The organism is Microbacterium sp. M3 (assembly GCF_033548675.1).
Classification (GTDB): Bacteria; Actinomycetota; Actinomycetes; order Actinomycetales; family Microbacteriaceae; genus Microbacterium; species Microbacterium arthrosphaerae.
This window is the reverse complement of sequence record NZ_JAWTZT010000008.1, coordinates 35,496-58,095: the sequence shown is the minus strand read 5'-3', so window position 1 is coordinate 58,095 and position 22,600 is coordinate 35,496. Positions and strand designations below refer to the sequence as shown.

Here is a 22,600-nt window from a genome sequence, read left to right as displayed (position 1 = left end):
CCTCAGCGTCGTGCGGCCGCCCGCCACGTGTCGAGGTACGGCGGCAGGTGAACGGTGAGCGTGTCCCAGAACAGGTCGTCGTTCATGGAGCGGTACCCCGCATGCGACGCGATGTTCCGTGTCGTCGTGATGCCACGGACGACCTCATCGGGCACATCCCCGAGGTACTCCGCGAACTCGTCCATCTCGAAAAGTGCCGCGGTGCGGATGATCGCCATCGATCCCGACGCGTATGCGGGAGAGTTGCGTTCGAACGCCCCCCGGCCGCCGCTCACGGCGTGGTCGAGAAAGGTGTCGATCGCATCCAGGCTCTCGGTGAACTTCGCGCGGGCGATCTCAGACGTCGTCGCGTCTTCGGCGGAGCGAGGTACTCGTGCGAACCGACCCGCGCGCCGCGGAGTGTCATCGCTCACAGGGGGCAAGACCTCTGCGTCGTCGAGAAAGCCCGGCCGCGACTGGTCGTCCACGACGACGTCCACAGAGAATCCGGTGAGCGATTCCACGGCGTTCTGGAACATGGCGATGTCGAAATACCCCCGCCCCTTGTCGACGCGAGCGAGGAGATCGATGTCGGAGGTGAAATGGTCGCTTCCGTGCGCGATCGAACCGAAGACGCGGATGTCGTGGATGCCGTAGCGTTCGCCTGCCGCAACGATCGCGTCCGCGGATTCTTCCAGCGGGATGCTGGGACGGTAGTCGGCCGCGCGCAGCAGCCGCTCCAGCACCTCCGGACCGACCGACCGCCGACCGGCCTCGATGGCGGCGACGTTGGGCTGACTCATGCCCGCTGCACGCGCGAGTTCCGTCTGCGACATCTGTCTGTCTGCGCGCGCTGCGGTCACGAGCGCGGCGGCGCGGGTGGTGTCGAACCGAGGAGCCATGGCTATACCTCCGTGATATAGCCTAGCGCGCCGTCGATCGGGCTGCTTCGGCGCCCGGGGAGTGCGCGCCGATACTGTGGAAATCTTGCGCGGCGTGGGGTCGCGCGGACGTGAAGGAGTACCGATGCCCGAGACCGCCGACATCCTCGCCTGGACGCTGCAGCAGGAGATCCAGACGCCCGCCGACGTGCAGGGGCTGCTGGTCGAGGGCGAGCAGGCCGTGGCCTCGTTCAAGACGTTCCGCGACTCGGCGACGTTCACGATGAAGCGGCTGATCGTGCGCGACGCGCAGGGCTTCACGGGCAAGAAGGTCGAGATCTACTCGCTGCCGTACAGCTCGATCCACATGTGGTCGACCGAGAACGCCGGTGGCATGCTCGACCGCGACGCCGAGGTCGAGCTGTGGACGAAGGCCGGCCACATCAAGGTCAAGCTCACGAAGGGCGCCGACATCCGCCGGATCGACAGCCTCCTGGCGTGGGCGGTGCTGCACAGTCACTGAGCGCCGGGTGGCGGCATCCGCTTCCCTTCGCTCGCCTCTGCGCTCGCGGCGGTGCGTTCGTCTCGCTCCTTCGTCGTCGCTCAGCGACCGGGGGCCGGGGAACGATGCGGAAGCGCCTGACTGCATCCGCAGGCGCCCATTCGCCGGAATACATCTTCGAGGCCCGATGACGAGCCTCGCGGAAACGGCGGGAGGGATGGCCATGCGCGCACCCACGGAAGCATTCGCATACCGGTACACCCACTACGGTGAGGCCGACGTGCTCAAGCGTCATCAGTTCCCGCTGCCGGCGCCGGGGCCGGGCGAGGTGCTCGTAGAGGTGATCTCGACGTCGATCAACCACATGGACGCCTTTCTGCGCAACGGCAAGGAGGACACGTGGCACGACGACCCGTGGCCGCGGTCGTCGGGCAGCGACTTCGCGGGGATCGTCCGCGGCTGCGGCGCGGGCGTGACCCGGCTGCGAGTCGGAGCGAACGTCGTCGGGCACACCCGCACGGGTGCGCACGCCAGCCATATCGTCGTGCCGGCCGACCAGCTCGTGCTCAAGCACCCCGCCGTCGCGTGGGAGGTCGCCGGCGGGCTCTTCCTCGCGGGCGCCACGGCGCTCGAGACCCTCGACGAGGTGCGGGTCGGGGCATCCGACATCATCGTCATCTCGGCCGCCGCAGGCGGTGTCGGCAGCATCGAGGCGCAGGTGGCCAAGTACCGCGGCGCGCGGGTGATCGGCACGTGCGGCGAGCGCAACTTCGACTACCTGCGGCAGCTCGGCATCACGCCGGTGAAGTACGGGGAGGGCATCGTCGAGCGCATCCAGCGGGCGGCCGGAGGACCGGTCACCGCCTACATCGACAACTACGGCAAGGACGGGAGCGAGATCGCCGGCGCGCTCGGGGTGCGGCCTGAGCGATACCGCTCCAGCGCCGACCGGCGGGAGGTCGAGCTGCGGCTACTGCGCGACGACCCGGAATCCGTCGCCCACGCCACGACCGTGCTCCAGCGGGTGGTCGACCTGGCCGGTGCGGGCGCCTTCCGGCTGCTGGTGTCGGGTCTGTATCCGATCGACGACATCGTGGACGCCTTCGAAGACCTCGCGAAGCTGCACGCGCGCGGCAAGATCGTGCTCGCCACCCACCCCGTGACACGTGCCCGCACGCTGCGCGCCCGAGAGGTGTTCGAGCGGATGCCGTGACCCGAGGCCGCGGATGTCAACGACCGGGGCCGTGGTCAGGGCTCCAGCGGTTCCACGTCGTTGTCGTCGCGGTCGAGCATCGCGGGAGCGGCCTCGGATTCGAGGTCGTCATCGGGGTGGTCGGACTCGGCGGCTGTGGTGGTGTCGGGTTCGGGGCCCGGCTCTTGCGGGGGCAGTGTGGCGTCGGTCATGCATCCAGCCCACGCGATCGGAGTGGTCGACGCAAAGGGGTTGACGGCCTCGGCAGAGGCCTCCGCTTCGTCGGCGCCGACGAAGCGGACGGGTTCAGCCGATCTTGCGCACGGTCCACACGTGCTCGCTCGGGAAGTCTCTCGCCCAGTCCGCTTCGATGCCCGATCTCACCCCGGTGGCGTCGGCCGGAGCCTGGATCTCGGCGAGGTCGACGACCTCGAAGCCCGTCGTGCGGAACAGCCGGATCCACGCCGAGTAGGTCAGCGAGAACTCGATGCCGCCCGGGTCATCGGCGGCGTCGCGCCAGTCGAAGCGGTGGTCGCCGAAGTACGGCCGCTGAAACCCGCGGGTGATCGGGAACGACCCGTCGACCGGCGAGCACACGCCCACGAGGTGGTGGTTGCCGAGGAAGACGAGGGTGCCGCCCGGTCGCAGCAGCCGGTGGGCCTCGGGGATCCACCGATAGGGGTCGGCCCAGATCGCCGCGCCGTACTCGCTGATCGCGAAGTCGAACGACTCGTCGGGCTTCGGCACCGCCTCGGCGTTGCCGTGGATCAGCTCGAGCGCGACGCCGTGCTGCTGCGCGAGCCGCTCAGCCGTGCGCAACTGCTCGGCGGAGTTATCGATGCCCGTGACCTGCGCTCCGCGGCGGGCCATCCACGCCGAGACGTAGCCCGTGCCGCAGCCGAGTTCGATCGCGCGCAGGCCCGACATGTCGTCGGGCAGCAGGTGCAGCTCGCCCTCGGGGATGCCCCACGAGCCCCACGTGGGCTCGGTCTGGTTCCACGAGCGCTCGCCGGCCTCGACCCACTCATGGGCCATGCCGTCCCAGTACTCGCGATTGACGGCCACGTGCTCGGGGAGTTCGCCCATGTGCGCGACATTACCCCGGGCATCGTTCCCGGGTCGTCGAGCGAGGAGCGCAGCGACGAGACGGAAGGCGCCTCCGCACAACGGGCGGCCGGGGCATCCGTCATTCGCCGGGGCGTTTCGTCTCGCGAAGCGGTTCCTGAGCAGCGACGAAGAACCGTATCGAGGGGCGCTCAACGACCGGGGGGCAGGGGGCGGGACGATCACGGACGGCGGGCGTAGATGCCGTCGTTCACGTCGTGGTAGACGATCGTCACGTCGACGAAGCCGGCATCCTCGAACTCGGTCTTCAGCTGCTCGGGGGTGCGTTCGGGTACGCCCCAGCCGTCGTGCATGACGCGGTGCAGGCTGTACTGGCGGGCATCGTCACCGTGCGGGTCGGCGGCCATGCGGCCGTGATCGCCGAACACGGGCGAGCGCACGACACCGCCGCTGCGCACGTTCGCGAACAGCGACGCGAGCGCCGCCTCGCGCGTCGGCGCCGGGAAGAACCACTGGCTCCAGAAGCCGAAGTCGAACGGCTCTTCGGATCGGTAGGTCGTCGCGTCGCCCGTCACGATCTCGATGCGATCCTGGATGCCGAGGTCCGAGGCCCGCCGTCGTGCCTCGTCGGCGAGGTCGGGGTCGAGCTCGACGCCGACGGCGCGCAGGCGCGGCATGGCTTGCAGCACGGTGAGCATGCGGCCCGCGACGCCGCAGCCGAGCTCGAGGTGCCGGCCGCCTTCGGTCATCCCAGACCACCATGGTGACGCGGCGATCTCGGCGCGGATGCGCTCCACGAGCTGCGGCGAGTACGGGTTCGGCGACACGGCGTGCGCGAACGTCGAACGGTCCTCGGGAGAGAGGCTCGCGTACGCGGACTCGCGCCCGGACAGCATGGCGTCGATCACGCGGCTCTGCGCGATGATGTCGCCGAGGGGCACCCACGCCCCGGGGCCCGTGAGCGCCCGCCAGTCGGGCGTCAGCCGGAAGCCCCCGGCAGCGGACTCGGCCACGCCGTTCGCGACGAGTGCGGCGCAGAGCGCGCTGACGGTCTCGGGCGTCAGACCCGTCGCGGCGGTGAGCCGGGCGGTGTCGGCGCCGTCGCGCAGCTCGCGCATCAGGCCGGCGCGCTCGGCCCGGTCGATCACCTGCAGCAGCGCGCTCGCGGTGACGAGCGGCAGCATCGCCGACCTCATCGCGGTGAAGAATTCGACGTCCTGCGCCATGCGGCATCCTCCGTCCCGCGCCACAGGATAGACCCGCCATGCTTGGGGATCGAGAGGGATGCCGGGACCCGGGCGGCTGTGTGGGCCGGGGACGTTTCGTCTCGCTTCGCTCGCTCAACGACCGGGGCACCGGTCGTCGAGCGAGGAGCGCAGTGACGAGACGAAACGCGGCCCAGGGCCCGGCGGGGGCGGGTTAGGGTCGGGCTCGTGGCTGAGGCATCCGATCACTGGCGCGACGCCGGCATCATCCTGGGCTGGAACCCGGGCCTGTGGGACGAATGGCCCGGCTCGTTCGCGGGCGTCGTGGCGAGCGTCGCGGCGGGCACACCGTACGTGACGCAATGGTCGGTCGGATCCCGCAAGGAGGTCGAGCCCGGTACCGACGCGTGGCTGCTGCGGCAGGGCGGAGCGTACGGGCTCATCGGGCACGGCACCGTGCTCACTCACCCGTACGAGGACGTGCACTTCGCCGATCCGCGCCGCACGGCGAGCTTCGTCGACGTCGCCTTCGACGAGCTCGTGGTCGAAGCCGACCGCGTGCCGCGCGACGTGCTCGAGGTGGTCGTGCCCGAGGTGGCGTGGCGGTTCCAGTTCCGCTCGGGCAACCGGATCGCGCCCGCGCCGAACCTGCGGCTGCGCGAGCTGTGGCGCGACGCGCTGGCTGCACTCGGGTGAGGCGGGAGGCGGCATCCGTCTCCCGGCTCCGCGTGATTCAGTCGGCGTCTTCGTCGTCGCCGGTGGAGCGTGGCGTCATGAACCACTCGACGAACTTCTGCGCGCGGCCGTCGGGCGCGAACCAGACCTCCCACATGTTCGCGTAGTGCGCGTGGCCGGGATAGTCGACCGTGCCCGTGATGATGCCGAGCTCGTCGTTCTCGATGAGCACCCGCAGGTCGGGCACCACATCGGGTGCCTCGGGCTCGGCCCACATCGCGAGGATGTCGTCGATGCCGACCACCGGTTCGTCGTCGTCGGGACGGAACCAGTACTGCGCGTCGTCGGTGAAGATCGCGCGGACGTCGGCGGGATCCTTCGAGGTCCACGCCTTGAGGTAGCCGTTCAGCCAGTCGCTCGCCTTGGTCATGCCTCTTCTCTACCCCGGGCGTCCGACGTCTTCCAGGGGTTGCTTAGACGCCCGACCTGCGGTTGTCCAGCCCAGGTGTGATGTCGTCCGGCACTGCCAGGGTGGGACGACGCGAGAAGGAGAACCGATGAAGCCGCGCACTCTGGCGGGACGCCGGCGATCGGCCTCGGCGCCATGCCGCTTTCGATGAACAACGACAAGCAATACCCCTCTGTGACGGATGCCGTCGCCACCGTCCACGCGGCGCTCGACGCCGGCGTCACCCTCATCGACACGGCCGACATCTACGCGCCCGACGGCGAGGAGATGGGGCACAACGAGCGCATCGTCGCGGAGGCGCTGCGCACATGGGACGGCGACGGGTCGAGCATCTTCGTCGCGACGAAGGGCGGCATCACGCAGGGCCCGGACGGCTCGAAGGGCCGCGACGGCTCGGCGGAGTACCTGCGATCGGCGGCCGAGAAGTCGCTCGCCATCTTCGGCGTCGACCAGATCGAGCTGTACCAGTACCACCGCCCCGACCGCACGCGCGTCTACGCCGACATCATGCGGGGGCTGAAGACGCTGCAGGACGACGGACTGGTCCGCGCGATCGGCATCTCGAACGCGAGCGTCGAAGAGATCCAGATCGCCATGGACGTGCTCGGCGAGGGCAACCTGGCCAGCGTGCAGAACGAGTTCTCGCCCGAGCATCCGGGCAGCATCGACGAGCTGCGCTTCTGCGGGGAGCACGGCATCGCGTTCCTGCCGTGGAGCCCGCTCGGCGGCACCGGCGGCGGAGCGCGCCAGGTCGCAGACCGGTTCTCGGCGTTCCGCGAGGTCGGCGAGGCGCACGGCGTCAGCCCGCAGCAGGCGGTGCTCGCGTGGGAGCTGGCCCTGGGCCCGCACGTCATTCCGATTCCGGGCGCGCGGCGCGCGGCGCGCGGCATCCATCACCGACTCGGCTCGGGCGGCCGACCTCGAGCTCTCCGCCGACGAGGTCACCCGGCTGTCGGAGTCGGTGGGCATCTTCGACGACTGAGCCGCTGGGGCGGGTCGGCGTCGCGGGCGGTACGCAGCGTCAGCGGCCGGCGGCGATCTCCTGCGTGCCGATCACCGAGAGCAGCTGCAGCCGCTCGTAGCTGACGGTGCCGGGCGTCGCGGTGAGCACGAGGAGGGTCTGCCCCTGTTCGGGATCGATGAGGAACTGGCACTCCACATCCATCACGCCCACCTCGGGGTGCTGCAGCCGCTTCTCGCGCGCATGCGTCGACCGCACCTCGTGCTCGGCCCACAGCTCCGCGAACTCGGGACTTTCCCGCAGCAGCGCTTCCACCATCGTGCCGGCGCGCGAGCGGGCGCCGAACTTCGCATAGGCGGTGCGGATGTCGGCCGCGAACGCGCGGGAGTGCATCGGGTGATCGTCGGCCGGGTACACGTTCCGCGCCGACGGGTCGACGAACCAGCGGTAGCCGACGCTGCGCATCGGCCCCTCGAAGCGCGTCTCGTCGCCGAAGAGCGCACGGGCGGCGGGCGTCTGCGCCAGCGTCTCGCCGAGCTCGGTCATCACCTGCGCGGGGGTGTCGGCGAGGCGGTCGAGGATGCGCATGAGACCGGGCGAGACGTGCTCGCTCCGCAGGGCGCGCACCGGTGCGGTGTGGCCCGCGAGCCGGAACAGGTGGTCGCGCTCGTCGAGCGTCAGCCGCAGGCCCCGCGCCATCGCGGCGAGCATCTGCTCCGACGGCTGCGGGCCACGGGCCTGCTCGAGGCGGCTGTAGTAGTCGGTCGACATGTCGCAGAGCACGGCGACCTCCTCGCGACGCAGGCCCGCGGTCCGGCGCCGCGACCCGCGGCGCAGCCCGACGTCTTCGGGTTGCAGCGCCTCGCGGCGACGACGCAGGAAGTCGGCCAGCTGTGCTCGGTCCATCACCCGAGTCTNCGGTCCGGCGCCGCGACCCGCGGCGCAGCCCGACGTCTTCGGGTTGCAGCGCCTCGCGGCGACGACGCAGGAAGTCGGCCAGCTGTGCTCGGTCCATCACCCGAGTCTGCGGCATCCGTCATCCCTCAACCAGGGAGCGGCGATCCCCCCCGTCCGCGAGCTTCGGTCGCTTCGCCACCGCTGCAGCGTTCGCAGGAAAGTGCAGCACTAGGGTCCGGGCGCTTCGCGCACTCGGTGACTCGGTCACGCCGTGACCCGCACACCGGTGAGCTGCTCGGAGAGCTCCCACACGCGCCGGCCGTCGGACGCGCTCTGCAGCCGCGAGTACACCGGCTGCTCCGCCGGCCGTCCGCCCAGATGGCGGAAGCCCTTCGGCCCATAGAGGTGACCGCCGCGCGCGTCCGGGCTCGTCGCCGCGTACACCGCCGGGAGTGCCGCCGATGACGGAGTGCCGACCAGGACGCCGCGCCGCGAGAGCGCGCGGATCACCTTCACCGCCGTCGTGTCGTCGGGCCGGCCCATACCCGGCTGGGCCGAGAGCAGGTTCGTCGGCGTGATGCCCGGATGCGACAGGGCGCTGCGGATGCCCCAGCCTGCGGCATCCGATCTCCGCTGCAGCTCGCTCGCGAAGAGGCCGAAGGCGATCTTCGACGAGCTGTACGCCTTCATCGGGTCGTAGCCGCGCTCCCAGTTCGGGTCGTCCCAGTTCACCGCGCCCCGGTCGGCGGCGATGCTCACCTGGCTGACGACGTGCGCCCGCGCCTCGATGAGCAGGGGGAGCAGGTGCGCGACGAGTGCGAAATGGCCGAGGTGGTTGGTGGCGAGCTGAAGTTCGAATCCGTCAGCGCTGAGCCGGCGGGTGGGCGGGTTCATGACGCCGGCGTTCGCGATGAGCAGGTCGATGGGGCGGCCGTCGGCCCGCAGCTCCGACGCGAGGGTCGCGACCGAGTCGAGCGACGCGAGGTCGAGGGAGAGGAGACGGATGCCGGCGGCCGGGGTGCGCTCCCGGATCTGCGCTGCGGCGGCCTCGCCCTTCGCGTGATCGCGGACGGGCATGACGATGTCGGCGCCCGCGCGGGCGAGACGCGCGGCGATCTCGAGGCCGACGCCGTCGCTCGCGCCGGTGACGAGGGCGAGCGTGCCGGTGAGGTCGGGGACGGTGATGTCGAGAGGCTTCGGCATGGGAGGCTCCTGTCGTGGTCGGTGCTTCCATGCTGCGGCGCGGCGCGTCGCGGATTCAGGGCGCGGTCATCCAGGGACCGGGGATCCGTGGCTGCGGCCGAGCCGTGGCGCGGCGGTGCCTCGGCGACGGGAGGCGCTGCCGCCGGTCAGGAGCCGTCGGAGCGCTGGGCCTCGTCGCGCCACGCGCGCAGGTGCTCGACGACGAACGCGTGGTCGTCGGCCTGTGGTAGGCCGGAGACGCCGACGGTGCCGACCATGCCGACGCCCGCGATCGTGAGGGGGAAGACGCCGCCGTGCGCGGCGTACTGCGCCGGGTCGAGGCGGCCGTCGGTGTCGAAGTCCTTGCCGGCCGCCCGGAACGACAGGCCGACGCCGAAGGACGAGCGCCCGTACCGGCGCGCGACGCGCGTCTTCCGCTCGAGCCAGCCGTCGTTGTCGGCGCTCGACCCGGGCAGCGCGGTGTGGAACACCCGCGCCTCGCCGAGCGTGATGCCGATGACGATCGGCAGGCCCCGGGCCGCGGCGGCCTTGCGCATGCGCCGGCCGAGGGCCCAGGCATCCGTCACATCGAATCTGGTGAGCACCACCTCCGCCTCGTCGGCTTCGACGCGGGCGAGCTGGGCGGCGATGTCGTCGGGCATGGGATCACGCTAGCGCGGAGAGCGACGGATGCCGCAGCCCGCGCTCCCTCGCTCAACGACCGGGGGCGCGCTCACGCAGCCGCTGCGGGGGCACGGCGGGCGGCGGGGCGTCCAGCGCCCGCAGCATCCGCTGGAGGGTCTCACGCAGCTCGTCCCGCGCGGGCGCAGCCAGGTCGGTCGTGTACTCCACCCCGGCCGGGATCCACGACAAGCCGTACATCGTCTCGCGGAAGTCCGCACCGCCGACCGGCCACCGCGTCCGGCCGTCGCCCTCGTCCGAGGCTCCCTGTCCCCACTGGCCGAAGAGCTCACGCATCCGATCGAGGGGCAGGTCCATCACGGCGTCGGCCTCGACCGCCTGGCGCACCCACGACCGCGCGACGAAGATGAACTCCTCGATCTGCTCCGCAGTGAGGGGCTTCGGCTCGAACAGCACTCTCGTGTGCTCCACCGCATCCAGCCGGTCGACGCGGAAGGTGCGCCAATCGTCCTTCTCGAGGTCCCAGCACAGCAGATACCAGTGCCGATCGGCCGGCGCGAGCGCGTGCGGCTCGACGCGACGCCTCGTGACCTCGCCCGAGGCGGCGGTGTAGGTGAAGCGCACGCGCTCGTGGTCGCGGCACGCCAGCGCGAGCTCGCCCAGCACCTCGCCCGAGACGGCGGCGCCGGCATTGAGGCCCGCCGGCTGGACGCTCTCGGCGAGCGCGACCACCCGGCGGCGCAGCGGAGCGGGCAGCACCTGCTCGAGCTTCGCGAGCGCCGTGATCGTCGTCTCCGGACCGCTGACGAGACGCTGGGATGCCGCCACCCGCAGCCCGATCGCCATCGCCACCGCCTCCTCGTCGGTGAGGAGCAGCGGCGGTACGGCGCTGCCGGCCTCGAGCCGGTATCCGCCCGCGGCGCCCGGCGTCGACTCGATGCGATACCCGAGCTCGCGCAGGCGCTCGACGTCGCGGCGGACCGTGCGCTCGGTCACGCCGAGGCGTCCGGCCAGCTCGGAGCCGGGCCAATGCCGATGCGTCTGCAGCAGGTTCAGCAGCGAGAGGGCGCGAGTCGTGGTGTCGGACATGAGTCAAGATTGCCGCAGAAAGCGGACAGTATCTGTCCGCATCCGTTCCTAGCCTGTCGTCATGGCGAACGAACCGATCATCGAGGCGCAGGGTCTGACCAAGCGCTTCACCGTCAAGGGAAAGACCGTCGAGGCGGTCACCGATCTCACGTTCCAGGTCACGCGCGGCGAGCTCGTCGCGTTCCTGGGGCCCAACGGCGCGGGCAAGTCCACGAGCCTGCGCATGCTCACCACCCTCATCCCGCCGACCTCGGGCACGGCCCGCGTCGTCGGCTTCGACATCCTGCGTCGCCCGGCGGACGTCCGCGCCCGCATCGGCTACGTCGGCCAGCTCACGAGCGGCAGCTTCTCGCAGCGCGCCCGCGACGAGCTGCTGAGCCAGGGGGCGTTCTACGGCATGTCGAAGGCCGCGGCGCGCACCCGTGCCGACGAGCTCATCGCGTCGCTCGACCTCGCCGGCTTCGCGAACCGGTCGGTGCAGCAGCTGTCGGGCGGCCAGAAGCGCCGGCTGGATATCGCGCTCGGACTCATGCACGCGCCGCCGCTCATCTTCCTCGACGAGCCGTCGACCGGACTGGATCCGCAGAGCCGGGCGAACCTGTGGCAGCACATCCTCGAGCTGCGGCAGCAGCACGGCACGACGGTCTTCCTCACCACGCACTACCTCGAGGAGGCCGACCGCTACGCCGAGCGCGTGATGGTCATGGACCGCGGCCGGGTCATCGCCGACGACACGGCGACCCGGCTCAAGGCGGAGCTCGCGGGCGACGTGCTCACCTTCGGCTTCGCTTCGCAGGCGGATGCCGCAGCCGCCGTCGCCGTGGTGCAGCGACTCACCGATCGCGAGGTGCGCCGGGACGAGGCATCCGTCGTCCTCACCGTGCCGGAGGGCGACGCCCTGCTGCCGGCGGCGGTCCGCGCGCTGGACGCGGCCGGGCTGACCGTCGGCACGGCGACGGGCGTGCCGCCCACCCTCGACGACGTGTTCCTGGCGCTGACCGGACGCACGCTGCGCGAGGCGGGCGAGGGCGAGGGCGAGCCCGATGACGAAGAGAAGAAGACGGATGCCTCGGCCGAGGCATCCGTCACCGCCGAACCGGCGGTCCAGGCGACAGGAGCGAAGCGATGACCACGCAGATCGAGACCCGGCCCGACACCGCGGTGCGGGCGAACCCCGCGCGCGACACGTGGAACGTACTGACGCGCGAGCTGAAGCCCGTCGTGCGCGACCCGTTCACGCTGATCTTCAGCCTCGTGCAGCCGCTCGTGTTCCTCGGGCTGTTCGCGCCGCTGCTGGTTGGAACCTCGGGGGCGCCGGTGGGGGAGACGCTGCAGTGGTTCGTCCCGGGCGTGCTCGTGATGATCGTGCTGTTCGGCACCGGCGCCACCGGATCGAACCTGCAGTACGAGATGATGACGGGCTCGCACGAGCGGACGCTCGTCGCGCCGCTCGCGCGATCGTCGCTGCTCGTCGGCCGGGCGCTCAAGGAGATCGCGCCGATCGTGGTGCAGGCGCTCGTCATCGTGCTCATCGCGTGGCCGTTCGGCTTCACGATCAACGTGCCGGGGCTCGTGATCGGGCTCGCGCTGCTGGCGGTGTTCGGGATCGGCTTGGGGTCGCTGTCGTACACGCTGGCGCTCAAGACCAAGGACCGCGAGTGGCTCTTCTGGGGCGTGCAGCAGACCCTGATCTTCCCGCTGCTGATCCTCTCGGGCATGCTGCTGCCGCTCGACGAAGGCCCCGCGTGGATGCGCGCCGTCGCGACCGTGAACCCGGTGAACTGGGTGGTGCAGGCCGAGCGCGCGCTGTTCGCCGGCGACCTCGGCGCGATCGAGGTGCTGTGGGGCTGGATCGCCGCTATCGTGCTGGCGCTGATCGGCCTCGCGGTCGGCATCCGCGCGATGCGCAAGAGCAGCTGACGGCGGACGGATGCCCGGACTCGGCGCCTGCGCCGGGTCCGGGGCGTTTCGTCTCGCTCGTTCCTCGCTCGCTCAACGACCGGAAACCCGACCCGGTCGTTGAGCGAGGGAGCGCCAGCGACCGAGACGAAACGCCCCCGGCTGCCGCAGAACCCGGGCCCCTACTGGAAGATCGGAGCCGACTCGACGGGGGCGACGGCGACGCGGTCGCCGCCGGCCATCTTCGCCTCGTACATCGCGTGGTCGGCGGCGCGGATGAGCTGGTCCATGACGGGGGCGCCGTCGTTGCCGACGGTCACCACGCCGACGCTCGCGGTGATCGACAGCACGGGCGGCAGCTCGGCGTACGGCTCTGCGATGGAGGCGCGGATGCGGTCGGCGAGAGCCTCAGCATCGGCCACGTTGTCGACCGTGGCGACCGCGATGAACTCGTCGCCGCCGAATCGGCCGAGCACGTCCGACTCGCGGATCACGCCGCGCAGGCGCTGTCCGATCTCGCGCAGGAGGGCGTCGCCGGCGGCGTGGCCGAGGAGGTCGTTGACCGCCTTGAAGCCGTCGAGGTCGATGAAGATCACGGTCAGCGCCGAGTAGCCCTGCAGCAGCGTGCGCGTCACGTCCTCCTCGATGAGCCGCCGGTTCGGCAGGCCCGTGACCTCGTCGTGCATGGCGGCGCGACGGAGCGTGTCTTCGAGCCGGATCCGCGCGATCGCCTGCGCGGCCTGGTTCGAGAGCGCTTCGGCAAGAGGCACGGCCTCTTCGTCGAACTCGCGCGGGTGGTCGAAGAAGCAGATCATCGAGCCGACCGCATCGCCGTGGGAGCGCATCGGCGAGGCGATCGCCGCGTGCACGCCGCCGGCGCGGTAGATGTCGCTCATGCCGGCACCGGGGACGTACGTGTCGGCCTCCTCGGGCGAGCGCACGATCAGCACCTTGCCGCCGGTGAGGGTGACGGTTCCCGCTGCCCGCAGGCCGGCCGGCCAGTGGGCGGCGAGCGGATTCACGCCCGCAGCGTGGAAGAGTCCGTCCGATCCGCTGATGTGCACGCTGACGGCGCTCGCGGCGAACGCCCGCTGGGCGACGTCGACCAGCAGCTCGGCCGCGTCCAGCTCGGTGCGCACGTTGCCGAAGCCGACGGCGGCGTTGAGCAGGATCTGCAGCCGCTGCCGGCCGCGCTCGGTCTTGGCCTCGGCACCGCGGAATCCGAGGTTGAACGCCGACCGGGTCGACACGTCGTAGACCGCGATACGTTCTGCGCCGCACTCGGTCGTACCGAGCGAGCCCACCACCACGGGGCGGACGACCCCCGACATGCCGTGCAGGGTGGCATCGGTGGGGCGCTGCCCGTCGGCGTCGGTGAGCGGCATCCGCAGGGTCAGGAGCGTTTCGAGCTGCCTGCCGACGACCTCATCGCGCTCGCAGTTGAGCCACTCCAGCAGCTGCGCGTTCGCGTCGAGGATCGTGGACGCGCGATCGACCATGAGCAGCCCGCACGTCGCGAGGCCTAGCACGGGGTGCTCGTATCGGGGAGAATCGCCAGGGCGCGGCATCCGACTAGCGCTTCGCTGTTCATCACGAGGGTCTCCTGGCTTCTGCACGGCAGTGGGTGGCGAGACGGCAGGCGACGTCACGTCGGCGGGCGGGTCCACTCTACCGTATAGTTTGAATTCTTAAATAAGTTTTCTAAATATCTCGAAGCTGAGTTGTACAGCTTCCGTCCGACCTGAGGAAGAATGTCGGCATGGCGAACGACACACCGGCGCTGACACTCGGGCAAGCGCTGCGCCAGTACCTCGACGCGCGCAACGCGGCGCTGGTGGCCGCGCGCGCGACCCTCGGCATCAGCGACACCGACGCGCGGGCGCTGCTGTTCATCGTCGGCAATCCCGGAACGCGCCCGACGGCGCTGCGCGAGTACCTCGGGATCACGGCGGCCGGGGTGACGACGCTGATCGACCGGCTGGTCGAGCGCTCCCTCGTGCGCCGCGACGTGGATCCCACCGACCGGCGGGTGAACCGCATCACGGCGACGATCGACATCGCCGCAGACCCCTGGTCGGCGCTCAACCGGTTCGACGACGACTTCGACATCGCCGTCGGCGAGGCCGATCAGACGCGGGTGGGGGATTCGGCCGCGCTGCTCGAAGCGCTCACCAAGGCCACGATCGGCGCGCGCCACTAGCTGCGGCTCAGGCGACGTCGTCGCCCTCGTACGCTCCTGACTTCGACTCCAGGAACGCGCACAGGTGCGCCACGGCCGCCAGCTCGGCGGAGAGCTCCAGCAGTCCGGCCGGGTCGAGGACGAGATTCTCCTCGCGCGGCTCCATCGTGGCGACCCATCGCGAGGAGTCGTCCGGCGCCGGCTGGATGAACACGCCCGTCGGCGCGTGATCGAGGTTGAAGACCACCAGTCCGGTGTTCGCGCCGCCGTCGCCGTCCTGCACCATCACGCGGGCGGCGCGGGCGAGCGGCTTCTCCAGTGCGCGATACTCGGCGAGCCAAGACTCCAACGTCTCCAGATTGCGAAACGCCATCGCGATCCTCCTGCTATATCGGCGACGAGAAGAGTATATGGACCCGGTGGATGTCGCTCGAAGAGCGCCCGCTCGGCCGTGCGGCGGCCTCCCCCCTTCGAGGCCGAGGAGGTGCACTGTAGCCGATCGTCGCGCGCCCGGCCTCGGCTTGCGATGGCGCCGCAGAACCGGTCGACTTGTCGGGTGCGCTCCACCGAAGACCTCGCCGACGACCTGGCCTCCGCCGTCCGCACCACCGAGATCTTCGCCGTCTATCAGCCGCAGGTCTCGCTCGAGACCGGCTCGGTCGTCGCCGCGGAGGCGCTCTGCCGGTGGCGGCATCCCCACCTCGGCGAGATCGACCCGCAGCGGATGATCGACGTCGCAGAACGCACCGGCGTGATCCACGCGCTCGGGCGCCGCATGCTCGACGACGGTCTCGACACACTCGAGGAGTGGCGGAAGAGCGGACGGGACTGGGCCGTGGCGGTCAATGTCTCGCCGCTGCAGTTCGACGACGACTCCTTCGCCCAGCACGTCGCGACGGAGGTCCCCCGCCGCGCGCTTCGTCCGGGATCGCTCATCCTCGAGCTGACCTCCGACCCGCAGCCTTCCGCCGACTCCGCGCTGCTGCCCCGCCTGCAGATGCTGCGCGACCGGGGCGTCGAGATCTCGCTCGCCGGATACGGCACGGCCTCCCTGCCGCCCGACCGGCTCCGGCAGCTGCCGCTCGACGAGGTGAAGATCCCCGGGTCGCTGGTGCGGGCGACCCAGGCCGAGGCGCAGGCGTCCCTGCGTGAAGAGGTCGCCACGGCGCACGCGCACGGCCTGCGCGTGGTGGCGGAGGGCATCGAGACGCTCACCCACCTCGACATCGCCGTCCGGCTGGGCTGCGACCACGCGCAGGGCTTCCTCATCCGCGAGCCGGACTCCGAGATCGCGTTCCCGTAGGCGCGGCGAAGGTCACGGTTGGGGAACGGATGCCGCCACCCCGTGCTTCTGAGGCACCCGCGGCGGGAGCGGCCTCCGGCACCGAGTACCGTTGTCGCATGACGAGGGCGACACGGCGAGGCATCCTCGCCGTGGTCACCGTCGTGGTGCTCCTCGCGCTCGGGCTCGGCGTGGCCGTCGCGGTGGGCGACGCCCTCGGCATCCGCACCGAGCCGGCCGAGCAGATGCGCCCGGCGGAAGCCGTCGCGGCCTCGGTCGCCGACCCCGTCGCGCCGCCGGACTTCACGCGTCTCGACGTGCCCGACACCGAGCGGCTGACGGTCGCGGTCGAGGCGCTGACGGACGCGGTGGCCTCGGCATCCGCCCGCTCCGGCGAAGCCTCGCTCACGGTGACCCTGCTTCCGACGCTCCGCCCCGAGACGGCGGACGGCTACACGCTCGAGGGCGACGCGACCGCGCTGCGCATCTCGGCGCTCTCGGAGGCCGGCGCCACCCGCGCGATCTACGACCTCGCGAACCACGTGCGCGCGGCGCTGCCGGTCACCGACCTGCTCGGGGCGCACGAGCCGTCGCGGCTGCCGCTGCGCATGAGCGACCTCGGGGCCGTCGGCGTCATCCCCGACCCGGTGGAGTGGGAGGTCGGCGACGACTACTCCCACGCGTCCAAGGCGTTCGCCGCCGTCGTGCAGCCCGACCCGCCGTACATCGACGAGGCGGCGCTCGCCGCGGCCTACGAGGACTTCGACGGGTTCCTCCGGCAGTCGCTCGCGAACGGCGTGAACGCCGTCGCGTGGCCCGGGTTCGTGGAGTTCGTCACCTTCGACGGCGTCGACGGCGGGACGGCGGTCTACCCCGAGGGCGACGACCACCGCGACAAGGCGCTCGCACTGCGGGAGGCCTTCGCCCCGTTCTGGGAGCGCGCCGACGAGCTCGGCGTGCAGGTGTTCCTGCGCACCGACATGCTCGCGCTCACCGGGCCGCTGGAGCGCTACCTCACCGACCGCTTCGGCTCGCTCGACACCGAGAATCCCGAGTTCTGGGACGTCTACACCGCCGGCCTCGACGAGCTCTACGAGGCCGTTCCCGCGCTCGACGGCGTCCTCATCCGCATCGGCGAGGCCGGTCCCGTGTACGACGTCGGCGGCTGGGACTACTACTCGGCTCTCGAGGTGACCACGGTCGACGCGGTGCGGACGATGCTCGGGGCGTTCACGGGGCAGGCCGAGGCATCCGATCGCGAGGTCATCTTCCGCACCTGGAGCGTGGGCGTCGGCGCCGTCGGCGACATGCACACCAACGACGCGTCGTACGAAGCGGTGCTCGACGGCATCGACTCGCCGGCGCTCATCGTGTCGACGAAGTACACGCTCGGCGACTTCTACACGTGGCTGCCGCTGAACCACACGCTCGAGCAGGGCGAGCAGCGGCGCATCGTGGAGTTCCAGAGCCGGCGCGAGTTCGAGAACTTCGGCGCCTTCCCCAACGACCTCGGCCCGCAGTACCAGGGCGCGCTGCAGCAGCTGCTCGCCGCGAACGACCGTATCGAGGGCGTGTGGGTGTGGACGCAGGACGGCGGGCCCTGGCGCGCGGGACCCATGTCGCTCTACCTCAAGAGCGGCTTCTGGCAGCTGTACGAGCTGAACACGCAGGTCGCCGCCGCCCTCGCGCAGGACCCCGACGCCGACGTCGCCGCGATCACCGCCGGCTGGGCGCGGGAGTGGTTCTCGGACGACCCCGAGACCGTCACGGCGATCGCCGAGGCGATGACGCTGTCGCGCGAGGCTATCGCGCAGGGCATGTACATCGAGCAGTTCGCCGACCAGCGGGTGTTCGCGATCGGCCTCGAGCCGCCGCCCATGATGTGGATCTTCGAGTGGGACATCCTCACCGGCGACTCCGCCGTGCTCGACGTGCTCTACGCGATCGTGCGCGACAGCTCCTCGGACGGCGTCGACGCGGCGATCGCCGGCGGTGAGGACGCGGTCGCGGCGGTCGAGAAGATGCGCGAGCTCGTGACGGAGACGGATGCCGCGACCTGGCACTCCGCCGGCATGCGCGACGCGTTCGTGGGCACGCTGGAGTACGAGCTCGACACACTGCGCCTGCTCGCCGCGTACCGGGCGATGATCCTGCACCAGGGGGAGTGGCACGACACCCTGTCGCCCGACGCGTACGCCGCGTGGGACGCCGACCGCGCCGTCTACGAAGACCTCGCCGCGACGCACCTGGAACGGTACGAGGGCGACCTCGACTATCCGGCGTTCAACCTCACCGCCGCGCAGCTCGGCGTCGAGCGGGCCGAGCGCGACCTGACGATGGCGTGGCTCGCGCGCGGACTCCTCGTGCTCGCGGCGGCGTGGGTCGTGATCGGCATGCTGGCCGCCCGCACCCGTCTGGTCGCCAAGCCCGGCGCCGCCGCGGCGCGTGCCACGTGGATCGCGTCGACGCGCCCGTGGCGCGCACGCGAGTCGACGCTCGGCATGCTCGAGCTCGACCGGTGGCTGCTGCTCATCGTGCCGGTGGCGCTGCTCGTGGCCACCCGCGCGGTGCAGACGTCGTTCCTGTCGTGGACGCATCTCGCCGTCATCATCGGCGCGTGGGCGGTGTTCGCCCTGGTGCTGCGGCTGTTCCTCTGGAAGCGGTCGCCGTGGCCCGTGATCGCCGCCGTGGGCGGGGTCGTCATGCTCCGCTGCATCCTCACCCTCTTCGCCCTGTCGTTCACCGGCCCCGGCGGCTACTGGTTCGCGTTCTGGACCGACCCGGTGCTGCGCACGGTGTACATCTCGGTCGCCTTCGCACTGTTCGTCTGGGTCTTCGTCGCGGCCGGCTGGGCGCTGGCGGCGCAGGTGCGCGCGCGACGCGCGACGGGCTTCGTGCTCGCCGCCGTGGGTGCGGGGCTCACGATTCCCGCGGTCGCAGTGGGGATCGCGGGCCTCGAAGCGGCCCTCACCCTCTGGAACGACGAGATGGGCCTCTTGCCGTGGGGCCTCTCGAGGATCCTCGGCATCACGACGTACCTCGAGATCCCGGATGCCACGCCCTGGGCCGCCGCCGCGTTCGGGGCCGTGCTGCTCGTGGTCGGCGTGCTGCTCGCGCTGCCGTGGGGGCGGCGCGACGGGGCGTCGACGGACACAGCGGCGCGCGCGGAGGCTTCGGCGGGCACGGAGGTCTGAGCCGGGTTCTCGCGCTCCGGGCCTGAGGCCCGGCGGCCAGACCGGGCGCGGACGCATGAACCGGCAGGGCTCGGCGCATCGAGGATCGGCCGTGCCGCGGCATCCGTTCATAACGTTTGGGAGAAAGTTCCGAACCCATCGTGACATCTGGATGTTTCTTCCATAAGCTTGTCGAGGCCGAAGGGCCGACGCACAAGGGAGTTCACATGAGGAAGCGCATCTTGCCCATCGCCGTGTTGGGTGTGGCAGTACTCGGCATCACCGCCTGCAGCGGCGGCGGCGGTGGAGAAGGAGACGATTCGGCCTCGGGCGAAGGCAAGACGCTCGATGTCTGGATCATGGAGGGGACCAACCCCGACGCCGAGCCGTTCTTCGACGAGGTGGCCACCGCGTTCGAGGAGGAGACCGGGGCGACGCTCAACGTCGAGTTCGTGCAGTGGGCCGACGCCCACGACCGCTTCGTGACGTCAATCGCGGGCGGCACGACGCCGGACGTCGCCGAGACCGGCACCACCTGGACGCCGGAGTTCGCCGACGCGGGCGCGCTCGCGCCCATCGGCGACTACGTCTCGGAGGAGGGGCTCGACGGCGACCTCGTCGAGGGCCTGGTCGAGTCGGGCACGTACGACGGCGAGATGTACGGCATGCCGTGGTACGCCGGCGTGCGGTCGCTGGTGTACCGCACCGACCTGTTCGAGGAGCTCGGGCTCGATGCTCCGACGAACTGGGAGGAGCTGCGCGACGCGGCCCTCGCGATCAAGGCTGCGCACCCCGACATGACGGCCATCGCGGTGCCGGGCGACGCCGAGTTCACGGTGTACCCGTGGGTGTGGGGCGCCGGCGGCGAGGTCGCCACCGAGGACGGCGGCGAGTGGACCAGCCAGCTCGACTCCGACGAGTCGATCGCCGGGCTCGAGTTCTGGACCGGGCTCGCGACCGAGGACAACCTGTCGTCGGCCGGTGCCACCACGTGGCGCGAGACCGATGTGCTCGACGGCTTCGCGGCGGGCACCATCGGCATGGGCGTCATGGGCTCGTGGACGCCGTCGGCCATCGTCGAGAAGAACCCGGAGATGGAAGGCAAGTTCGCAGCCGTCCCGATCCCGGGCGAGGACGGCGGCATCGCCCCGTCGGTGCTGGGCGGCTCGCACCTCAGCGTCTTCGAGACCGCCGACGACAAGGACCTCGCGTTCGAGTTCGTCAAGATGATGACCACGGGTGAGTTCGCCGAGAAGTGGGGCGAGCAGAGCGGGTACTTCCCCGGCCAGACGTCGCTGCTCGAGCAGTCGATCGAGAGCGCCGACCCGCTGGTCGTGCCGTTCGCGACGCAGATGGTCGACGGCGGAGCCTCGGTGCCGGTGACGCCGACGTTCGGCGCGGTGCAGGCCAAGAAGACGACCAGCGCCATGATGCAGGCCATCCTGTCGGGTCAGAAGGACGTCGAGACGGCGGCGAAGGATGCCGCCGCCGAGATGACCGCGACCCTCAACGGCCAGTAAGACGGACGCATGACCTTCATGCCCCAGGCGCAGGTGGCGGAGGAGCGCAGCTCCTCCGCCGCCGGCGCGGCGGTCGCGGGCGGATCCCGCCGCCGGCCCATCGATCGCCTCCGGCCCTGGATGCTGCTCGCCCCGGCACTGATCGTGCTGGCGGGCCTGCTGCTGTGGCCCCTCATCCGCGTGGTGCTGTTCTCGCTGCAGGACTACGGCCTGCGCGAGATCGTCTCCGGCGAGCCGAACTTCATCGGCGGCGCCAACTACGTCGAAGTGCTGACGAGCCCCACGCTGTGGACGGTGGTGCTGCCCAACACGGTCGGCTTCGCCGCCCTCGCGGTGTTCGGCACGGTCGCCTTCGGCACCCTCGTCGCGCTGCTGCTGCAGTCGCTCGGAACCTTCTGGCGCACGGTCGTGGCGAGCGCCATCATGGCGGCCTGGGCGATGCCCGCCGTCACCGGCACGTACGTGTGGATCTGGATCTTCGACGCCGACCGCGGCATCTTCAACCAGGTGCTCATGGCGATGGGTCTCATGGACGAGCCCGTCAACTGGTTCACCAACCGCTGGTCGTTCTACGCGATCGTGCTGCTGAACGTCATCCACCACGGCTTCCCGTTCGTGGCCGTCACGGTGCTCGCGGGCCTCCTCGGCGTGCCGAAGGAGTCGCTGGAGGCGGCATCCCTCGACGGTGCCGGCGCGTGGCGCCGCTTCTGGAGCATCACGTTCCCGCAACTGAACCAGGTGTTCGCGGTCGTCATCATCCTGTCGACGATCTGGGACTTCAAGGTGTTCGCGCAGGTCTACCTCATGCCCGGCGGCGCCGGATCGAACCGCGAGGTGCTCAACCTCGGGGTGTGGTCGTACGTCGAGTCGTTCGGCCAGAACCGGTACGGCTTCGGCTCGGCGATCGCGGTGCTGCTCACCCTGCTGCTGCTGGCCATCACCGTCGTGTACGTGCGACGGCTGCTCAAGGAGGACCAGCTGTGACCCGGCCCTCACTCGGACGACGGATCCTCAAGGGCGTCCTCGTCTTCCTGCTGCTCGTCTTCACGCTCTTCCCGACGTACTGGATGCTCGTGAGCGCCGTCGACGAGAACCCCTCCGGCGGTGCGCAGCTCGTGCCGCGCAACTTCACTCTCGATCACTTCGTCTACGTGCTGACGGACGGCGGCTTCGCCACGTACCTGCGCAACTCGCTGATCGTCGCCCTCGTCGTGGTGGTGGCGGCCGGGTTCCTGGGGCTCCTCGCCTCGGTCGCGGTGGCGCGGTTCCGGTTCCGGCTGCGCACGCAGCTGGTCATGATGATCCTCGTGGTGCAGATGGTGCCGCTCGAGGCGCTGGTGATCCCGCTGTTCGTCCAGGTGCGCGACCTGCAGCTGCTCGGCACGCTGATGGGACTCATGGTGGTCTACACCGCACTCGCCCTGCCCTTCGGCATCTGGATGCTGCGCGGCTTCGTCGCCGCCGTCCCCGTCGAGCTCGAGGAGGCCGCGTACATCGACGGCGCCTCGTGGTGGCGCATGTTCCGCTCGGTGCTGCTGCCGCTGGTGGCGCCCGGGCTCGTCGCGACGAGCGTGTTCGCCTTCATCACCGCGTGGAACGAGTTCATCTTCGCGATGACGCTGCTGGGCGGCGCGACCGAGAACTACACCGTCTCGATCGGCCTGCGGCAGTTCTTCGGCGTGCACTCCAACGACTGGGGTGCGGTCATGGCCGCGTCGACGATCATCACCATCCCCGTCATGGTGTTCTTCATCATCGTGCAGCGGCGCCTGTCGAGCGGGCTCGTCGCCGGGGCGGTGAAGGGCTGA

22 protein-coding genes and 1 pseudogene are annotated in these 22,600 nt (G+C 70.8%); 12 read left to right on the top strand and 11 right to left on the bottom strand.

Features of this window, described 5'->3' with window-relative positions:
* Positions 1 to 2: 2 nt before the first annotated feature.
* Complete coding sequence (locus R8Z57_RS17090) at positions 3 to 881, bottom strand: helix-turn-helix domain-containing protein (protein WP_318354988.1); 879 nt, start codon at positions 879 to 881, stop codon at positions 3 to 5.
* 124 nt (positions 882 to 1,005) lie between these two features.
* On the opposite strand from R8Z57_RS17090, the gene R8Z57_RS17085 reads away from it, so the two are divergent.
* Complete coding sequence (locus R8Z57_RS17085; RefSeq protein WP_318354987.1) at positions 1,006 to 1,383, top strand: PH domain-containing protein; 378 nt, start codon at positions 1,006 to 1,008, stop codon at positions 1,381 to 1,383.
* Positions 1,384 to 1,585: 202 nt separating this feature from the next.
* Positions 1,586 to 2,575 carry an NADP-dependent oxidoreductase gene (locus tag R8Z57_RS17080; RefSeq protein ID WP_318354986.1) on the top strand — a complete coding sequence of 330 codons (990 nt, stop codon included), beginning with the start codon at positions 1,586 to 1,588 and terminating at the stop codon, positions 2,573 to 2,575.
* A gap of 35 nt (positions 2,576 to 2,610) precedes the next feature.
* Here R8Z57_RS17080 and R8Z57_RS17075 read toward each other — a convergent pair whose 3' ends face one another.
* The 3 genes from R8Z57_RS17075 to R8Z57_RS17065 all read right to left on the bottom strand — a co-directional run bounded on the left by R8Z57_RS17075 (position 2,611) and on the right by R8Z57_RS17065 (position 4,845).
* Entirely contained in the window at positions 2,611 to 2,766 is a 156-nt protein-coding gene (locus R8Z57_RS17075) for a hypothetical protein (RefSeq protein ID WP_318354985.1), read from the bottom strand.
* A gap of 94 nt (positions 2,767 to 2,860) precedes the next feature.
* Positions 2,861 to 3,640, bottom strand: a complete 780-nt coding sequence (locus R8Z57_RS17070) for a class I SAM-dependent methyltransferase (RefSeq protein WP_318354984.1) — start codon at positions 3,638 to 3,640, stop codon at positions 2,861 to 2,863.
* Positions 3,641 to 3,840: 200 nt separating this feature from the next.
* Positions 3,841 to 4,845: a class I SAM-dependent methyltransferase gene (locus R8Z57_RS17065; protein WP_318354983.1), complete on the bottom strand. Its 1,005-nt coding sequence runs from the start codon at positions 4,843 to 4,845 to the stop codon at positions 3,841 to 3,843.
* A gap of 207 nt (positions 4,846 to 5,052) precedes the next feature.
* Between R8Z57_RS17065 and R8Z57_RS17060 the strand changes: the two genes are divergently transcribed.
* Positions 5,053 to 5,520, top strand: a complete 468-nt coding sequence (locus R8Z57_RS17060; RefSeq protein WP_318354982.1) for a hypothetical protein — start codon at positions 5,053 to 5,055, stop codon at positions 5,518 to 5,520.
* A gap of 37 nt (positions 5,521 to 5,557) precedes the next feature.
* Here R8Z57_RS17060 and R8Z57_RS17055 read toward each other — a convergent pair whose 3' ends face one another.
* Complete coding sequence (locus tag R8Z57_RS17055) at positions 5,558 to 5,929, bottom strand: nuclear transport factor 2 family protein (protein WP_318354981.1); 372 nt, start codon at positions 5,927 to 5,929, stop codon at positions 5,558 to 5,560.
* 174 nt (positions 5,930 to 6,103) lie between these two features.
* Here R8Z57_RS17055 and R8Z57_RS17050 point away from each other — a divergent pair.
* Positions 6,104 to 6,950, top strand: a pseudogene (locus tag R8Z57_RS17050) (aldo/keto reductase).
* Positions 6,951 to 6,989: 39 nt separating this feature from the next.
* Here R8Z57_RS17050 and R8Z57_RS17045 read toward each other — a convergent pair.
* The 4 genes from R8Z57_RS17045 to R8Z57_RS17025 form a co-directional block, all read right to left on the bottom strand.
* A complete protein-coding gene (locus tag R8Z57_RS17045; protein ID WP_318354980.1) occupies positions 6,990 to 7,835 on the bottom strand; it encodes a helix-turn-helix transcriptional regulator in 846 nt (281 codons plus the stop codon).
* Between the two features lie 255 nt (positions 7,836 to 8,090).
* Complete coding sequence (locus R8Z57_RS17035; protein ID WP_318354979.1) at positions 8,091 to 9,029, bottom strand: SDR family oxidoreductase; 939 nt, start codon at positions 9,027 to 9,029, stop codon at positions 8,091 to 8,093.
* A 146-nt stretch (positions 9,030 to 9,175) separates the two neighbouring features.
* Positions 9,176 to 9,670, bottom strand: a complete 495-nt coding sequence (locus R8Z57_RS17030) for a heme-degrading domain-containing protein (RefSeq protein ID WP_318354978.1) — start codon at positions 9,668 to 9,670, stop codon at positions 9,176 to 9,178.
* Between the two features lie 52 nt (positions 9,671 to 9,722).
* Positions 9,723 to 10,739: a helix-turn-helix transcriptional regulator gene (locus R8Z57_RS17025; RefSeq protein WP_318354977.1), complete on the bottom strand. Its 1,017-nt coding sequence runs from the start codon at positions 10,737 to 10,739 to the stop codon at positions 9,723 to 9,725.
* Between the two features lie 61 nt (positions 10,740 to 10,800).
* On the opposite strand from R8Z57_RS17025, the gene R8Z57_RS17020 reads away from it, so the two are divergent.
* Positions 10,801 to 11,868 (top strand): ATP-binding cassette domain-containing protein, encoded by a 1,068-nt coding sequence (locus tag R8Z57_RS17020; protein ID WP_318354976.1) that lies wholly within the window; start codon positions 10,801 to 10,803, stop codon positions 11,866 to 11,868.
* Entirely contained in the window at positions 11,865 to 12,659 is a 795-nt protein-coding gene (locus tag R8Z57_RS17015; protein WP_318354975.1) for an ABC transporter permease, read from the top strand. The genes R8Z57_RS17020 and R8Z57_RS17015 overlap by 4 nt, the downstream gene beginning before the upstream one ends.
* Before the next feature lie 161 nt (positions 12,660 to 12,820).
* On the opposite strand, the gene R8Z57_RS17010 is transcribed toward R8Z57_RS17015, so the two are convergent.
* Positions 12,821 to 14,167 carry a sensor domain-containing diguanylate cyclase gene (locus R8Z57_RS17010; protein ID WP_318354974.1) on the bottom strand — a complete coding sequence of 449 codons (1,347 nt, stop codon included), beginning with the start codon at positions 14,165 to 14,167 and terminating at the stop codon, positions 12,821 to 12,823.
* A gap of 230 nt (positions 14,168 to 14,397) precedes the next feature.
* Here R8Z57_RS17010 and R8Z57_RS17005 point away from each other — a divergent pair, with 230 nt between their 5' ends.
* Positions 14,398 to 14,838: a helix-turn-helix domain-containing protein gene (locus R8Z57_RS17005; RefSeq protein WP_318354973.1), complete on the top strand. Its 441-nt coding sequence runs from the start codon at positions 14,398 to 14,400 to the stop codon at positions 14,836 to 14,838.
* Between the two features lie 7 nt (positions 14,839 to 14,845).
* Here R8Z57_RS17005 and R8Z57_RS17000 read toward each other — a convergent pair whose 3' ends face one another.
* The gene (locus R8Z57_RS17000; RefSeq protein WP_318354972.1) at positions 14,846 to 15,190 is read right to left on the bottom strand and encodes a hypothetical protein; all 345 of its coding nucleotides are present in this window, start codon (positions 15,188 to 15,190) and stop codon (positions 14,846 to 14,848) included.
* A gap of 183 nt (positions 15,191 to 15,373) precedes the next feature.
* Here R8Z57_RS17000 and R8Z57_RS16995 point away from each other — a divergent pair, with 183 nt between their 5' ends.
* The 5 genes from R8Z57_RS16995 to R8Z57_RS16975 all read left to right on the top strand — a co-directional run bounded on the left by R8Z57_RS16995 (position 15,374) and on the right by R8Z57_RS16975 (position 22,600).
* The gene (locus tag R8Z57_RS16995; RefSeq protein ID WP_318354971.1) at positions 15,374 to 16,120 is read left to right on the top strand and encodes an EAL domain-containing protein; all 747 of its coding nucleotides are present in this window, start codon (positions 15,374 to 15,376) and stop codon (positions 16,118 to 16,120) included.
* 98 nt (positions 16,121 to 16,218) lie between these two features.
* Entirely contained in the window at positions 16,219 to 19,293 is a 3,075-nt protein-coding gene (locus R8Z57_RS16990; protein WP_318354970.1) for a hypothetical protein, read from the top strand.
* Between the two features lie 206 nt (positions 19,294 to 19,499).
* On the top strand, positions 19,500 to 20,792 hold the full coding sequence (locus R8Z57_RS16985) for a sugar ABC transporter substrate-binding protein (protein WP_318354969.1): 1,293 nt from the start codon (positions 19,500 to 19,502) through the stop codon (positions 20,790 to 20,792).
* Positions 20,793 to 20,801: 9 nt separating this feature from the next.
* Positions 20,802 to 21,776 (top strand): sugar ABC transporter permease, encoded by a 975-nt coding sequence (locus tag R8Z57_RS16980; protein ID WP_318354968.1) that lies wholly within the window; start codon positions 20,802 to 20,804, stop codon positions 21,774 to 21,776.
* Positions 21,773 to 22,600 carry a carbohydrate ABC transporter permease gene (locus R8Z57_RS16975; protein ID WP_318354967.1) on the top strand — a complete coding sequence of 276 codons (828 nt, stop codon included), beginning with the start codon at positions 21,773 to 21,775 and terminating at the stop codon, positions 22,598 to 22,600. The genes R8Z57_RS16980 and R8Z57_RS16975 overlap by 4 nt, the downstream gene beginning before the upstream one ends.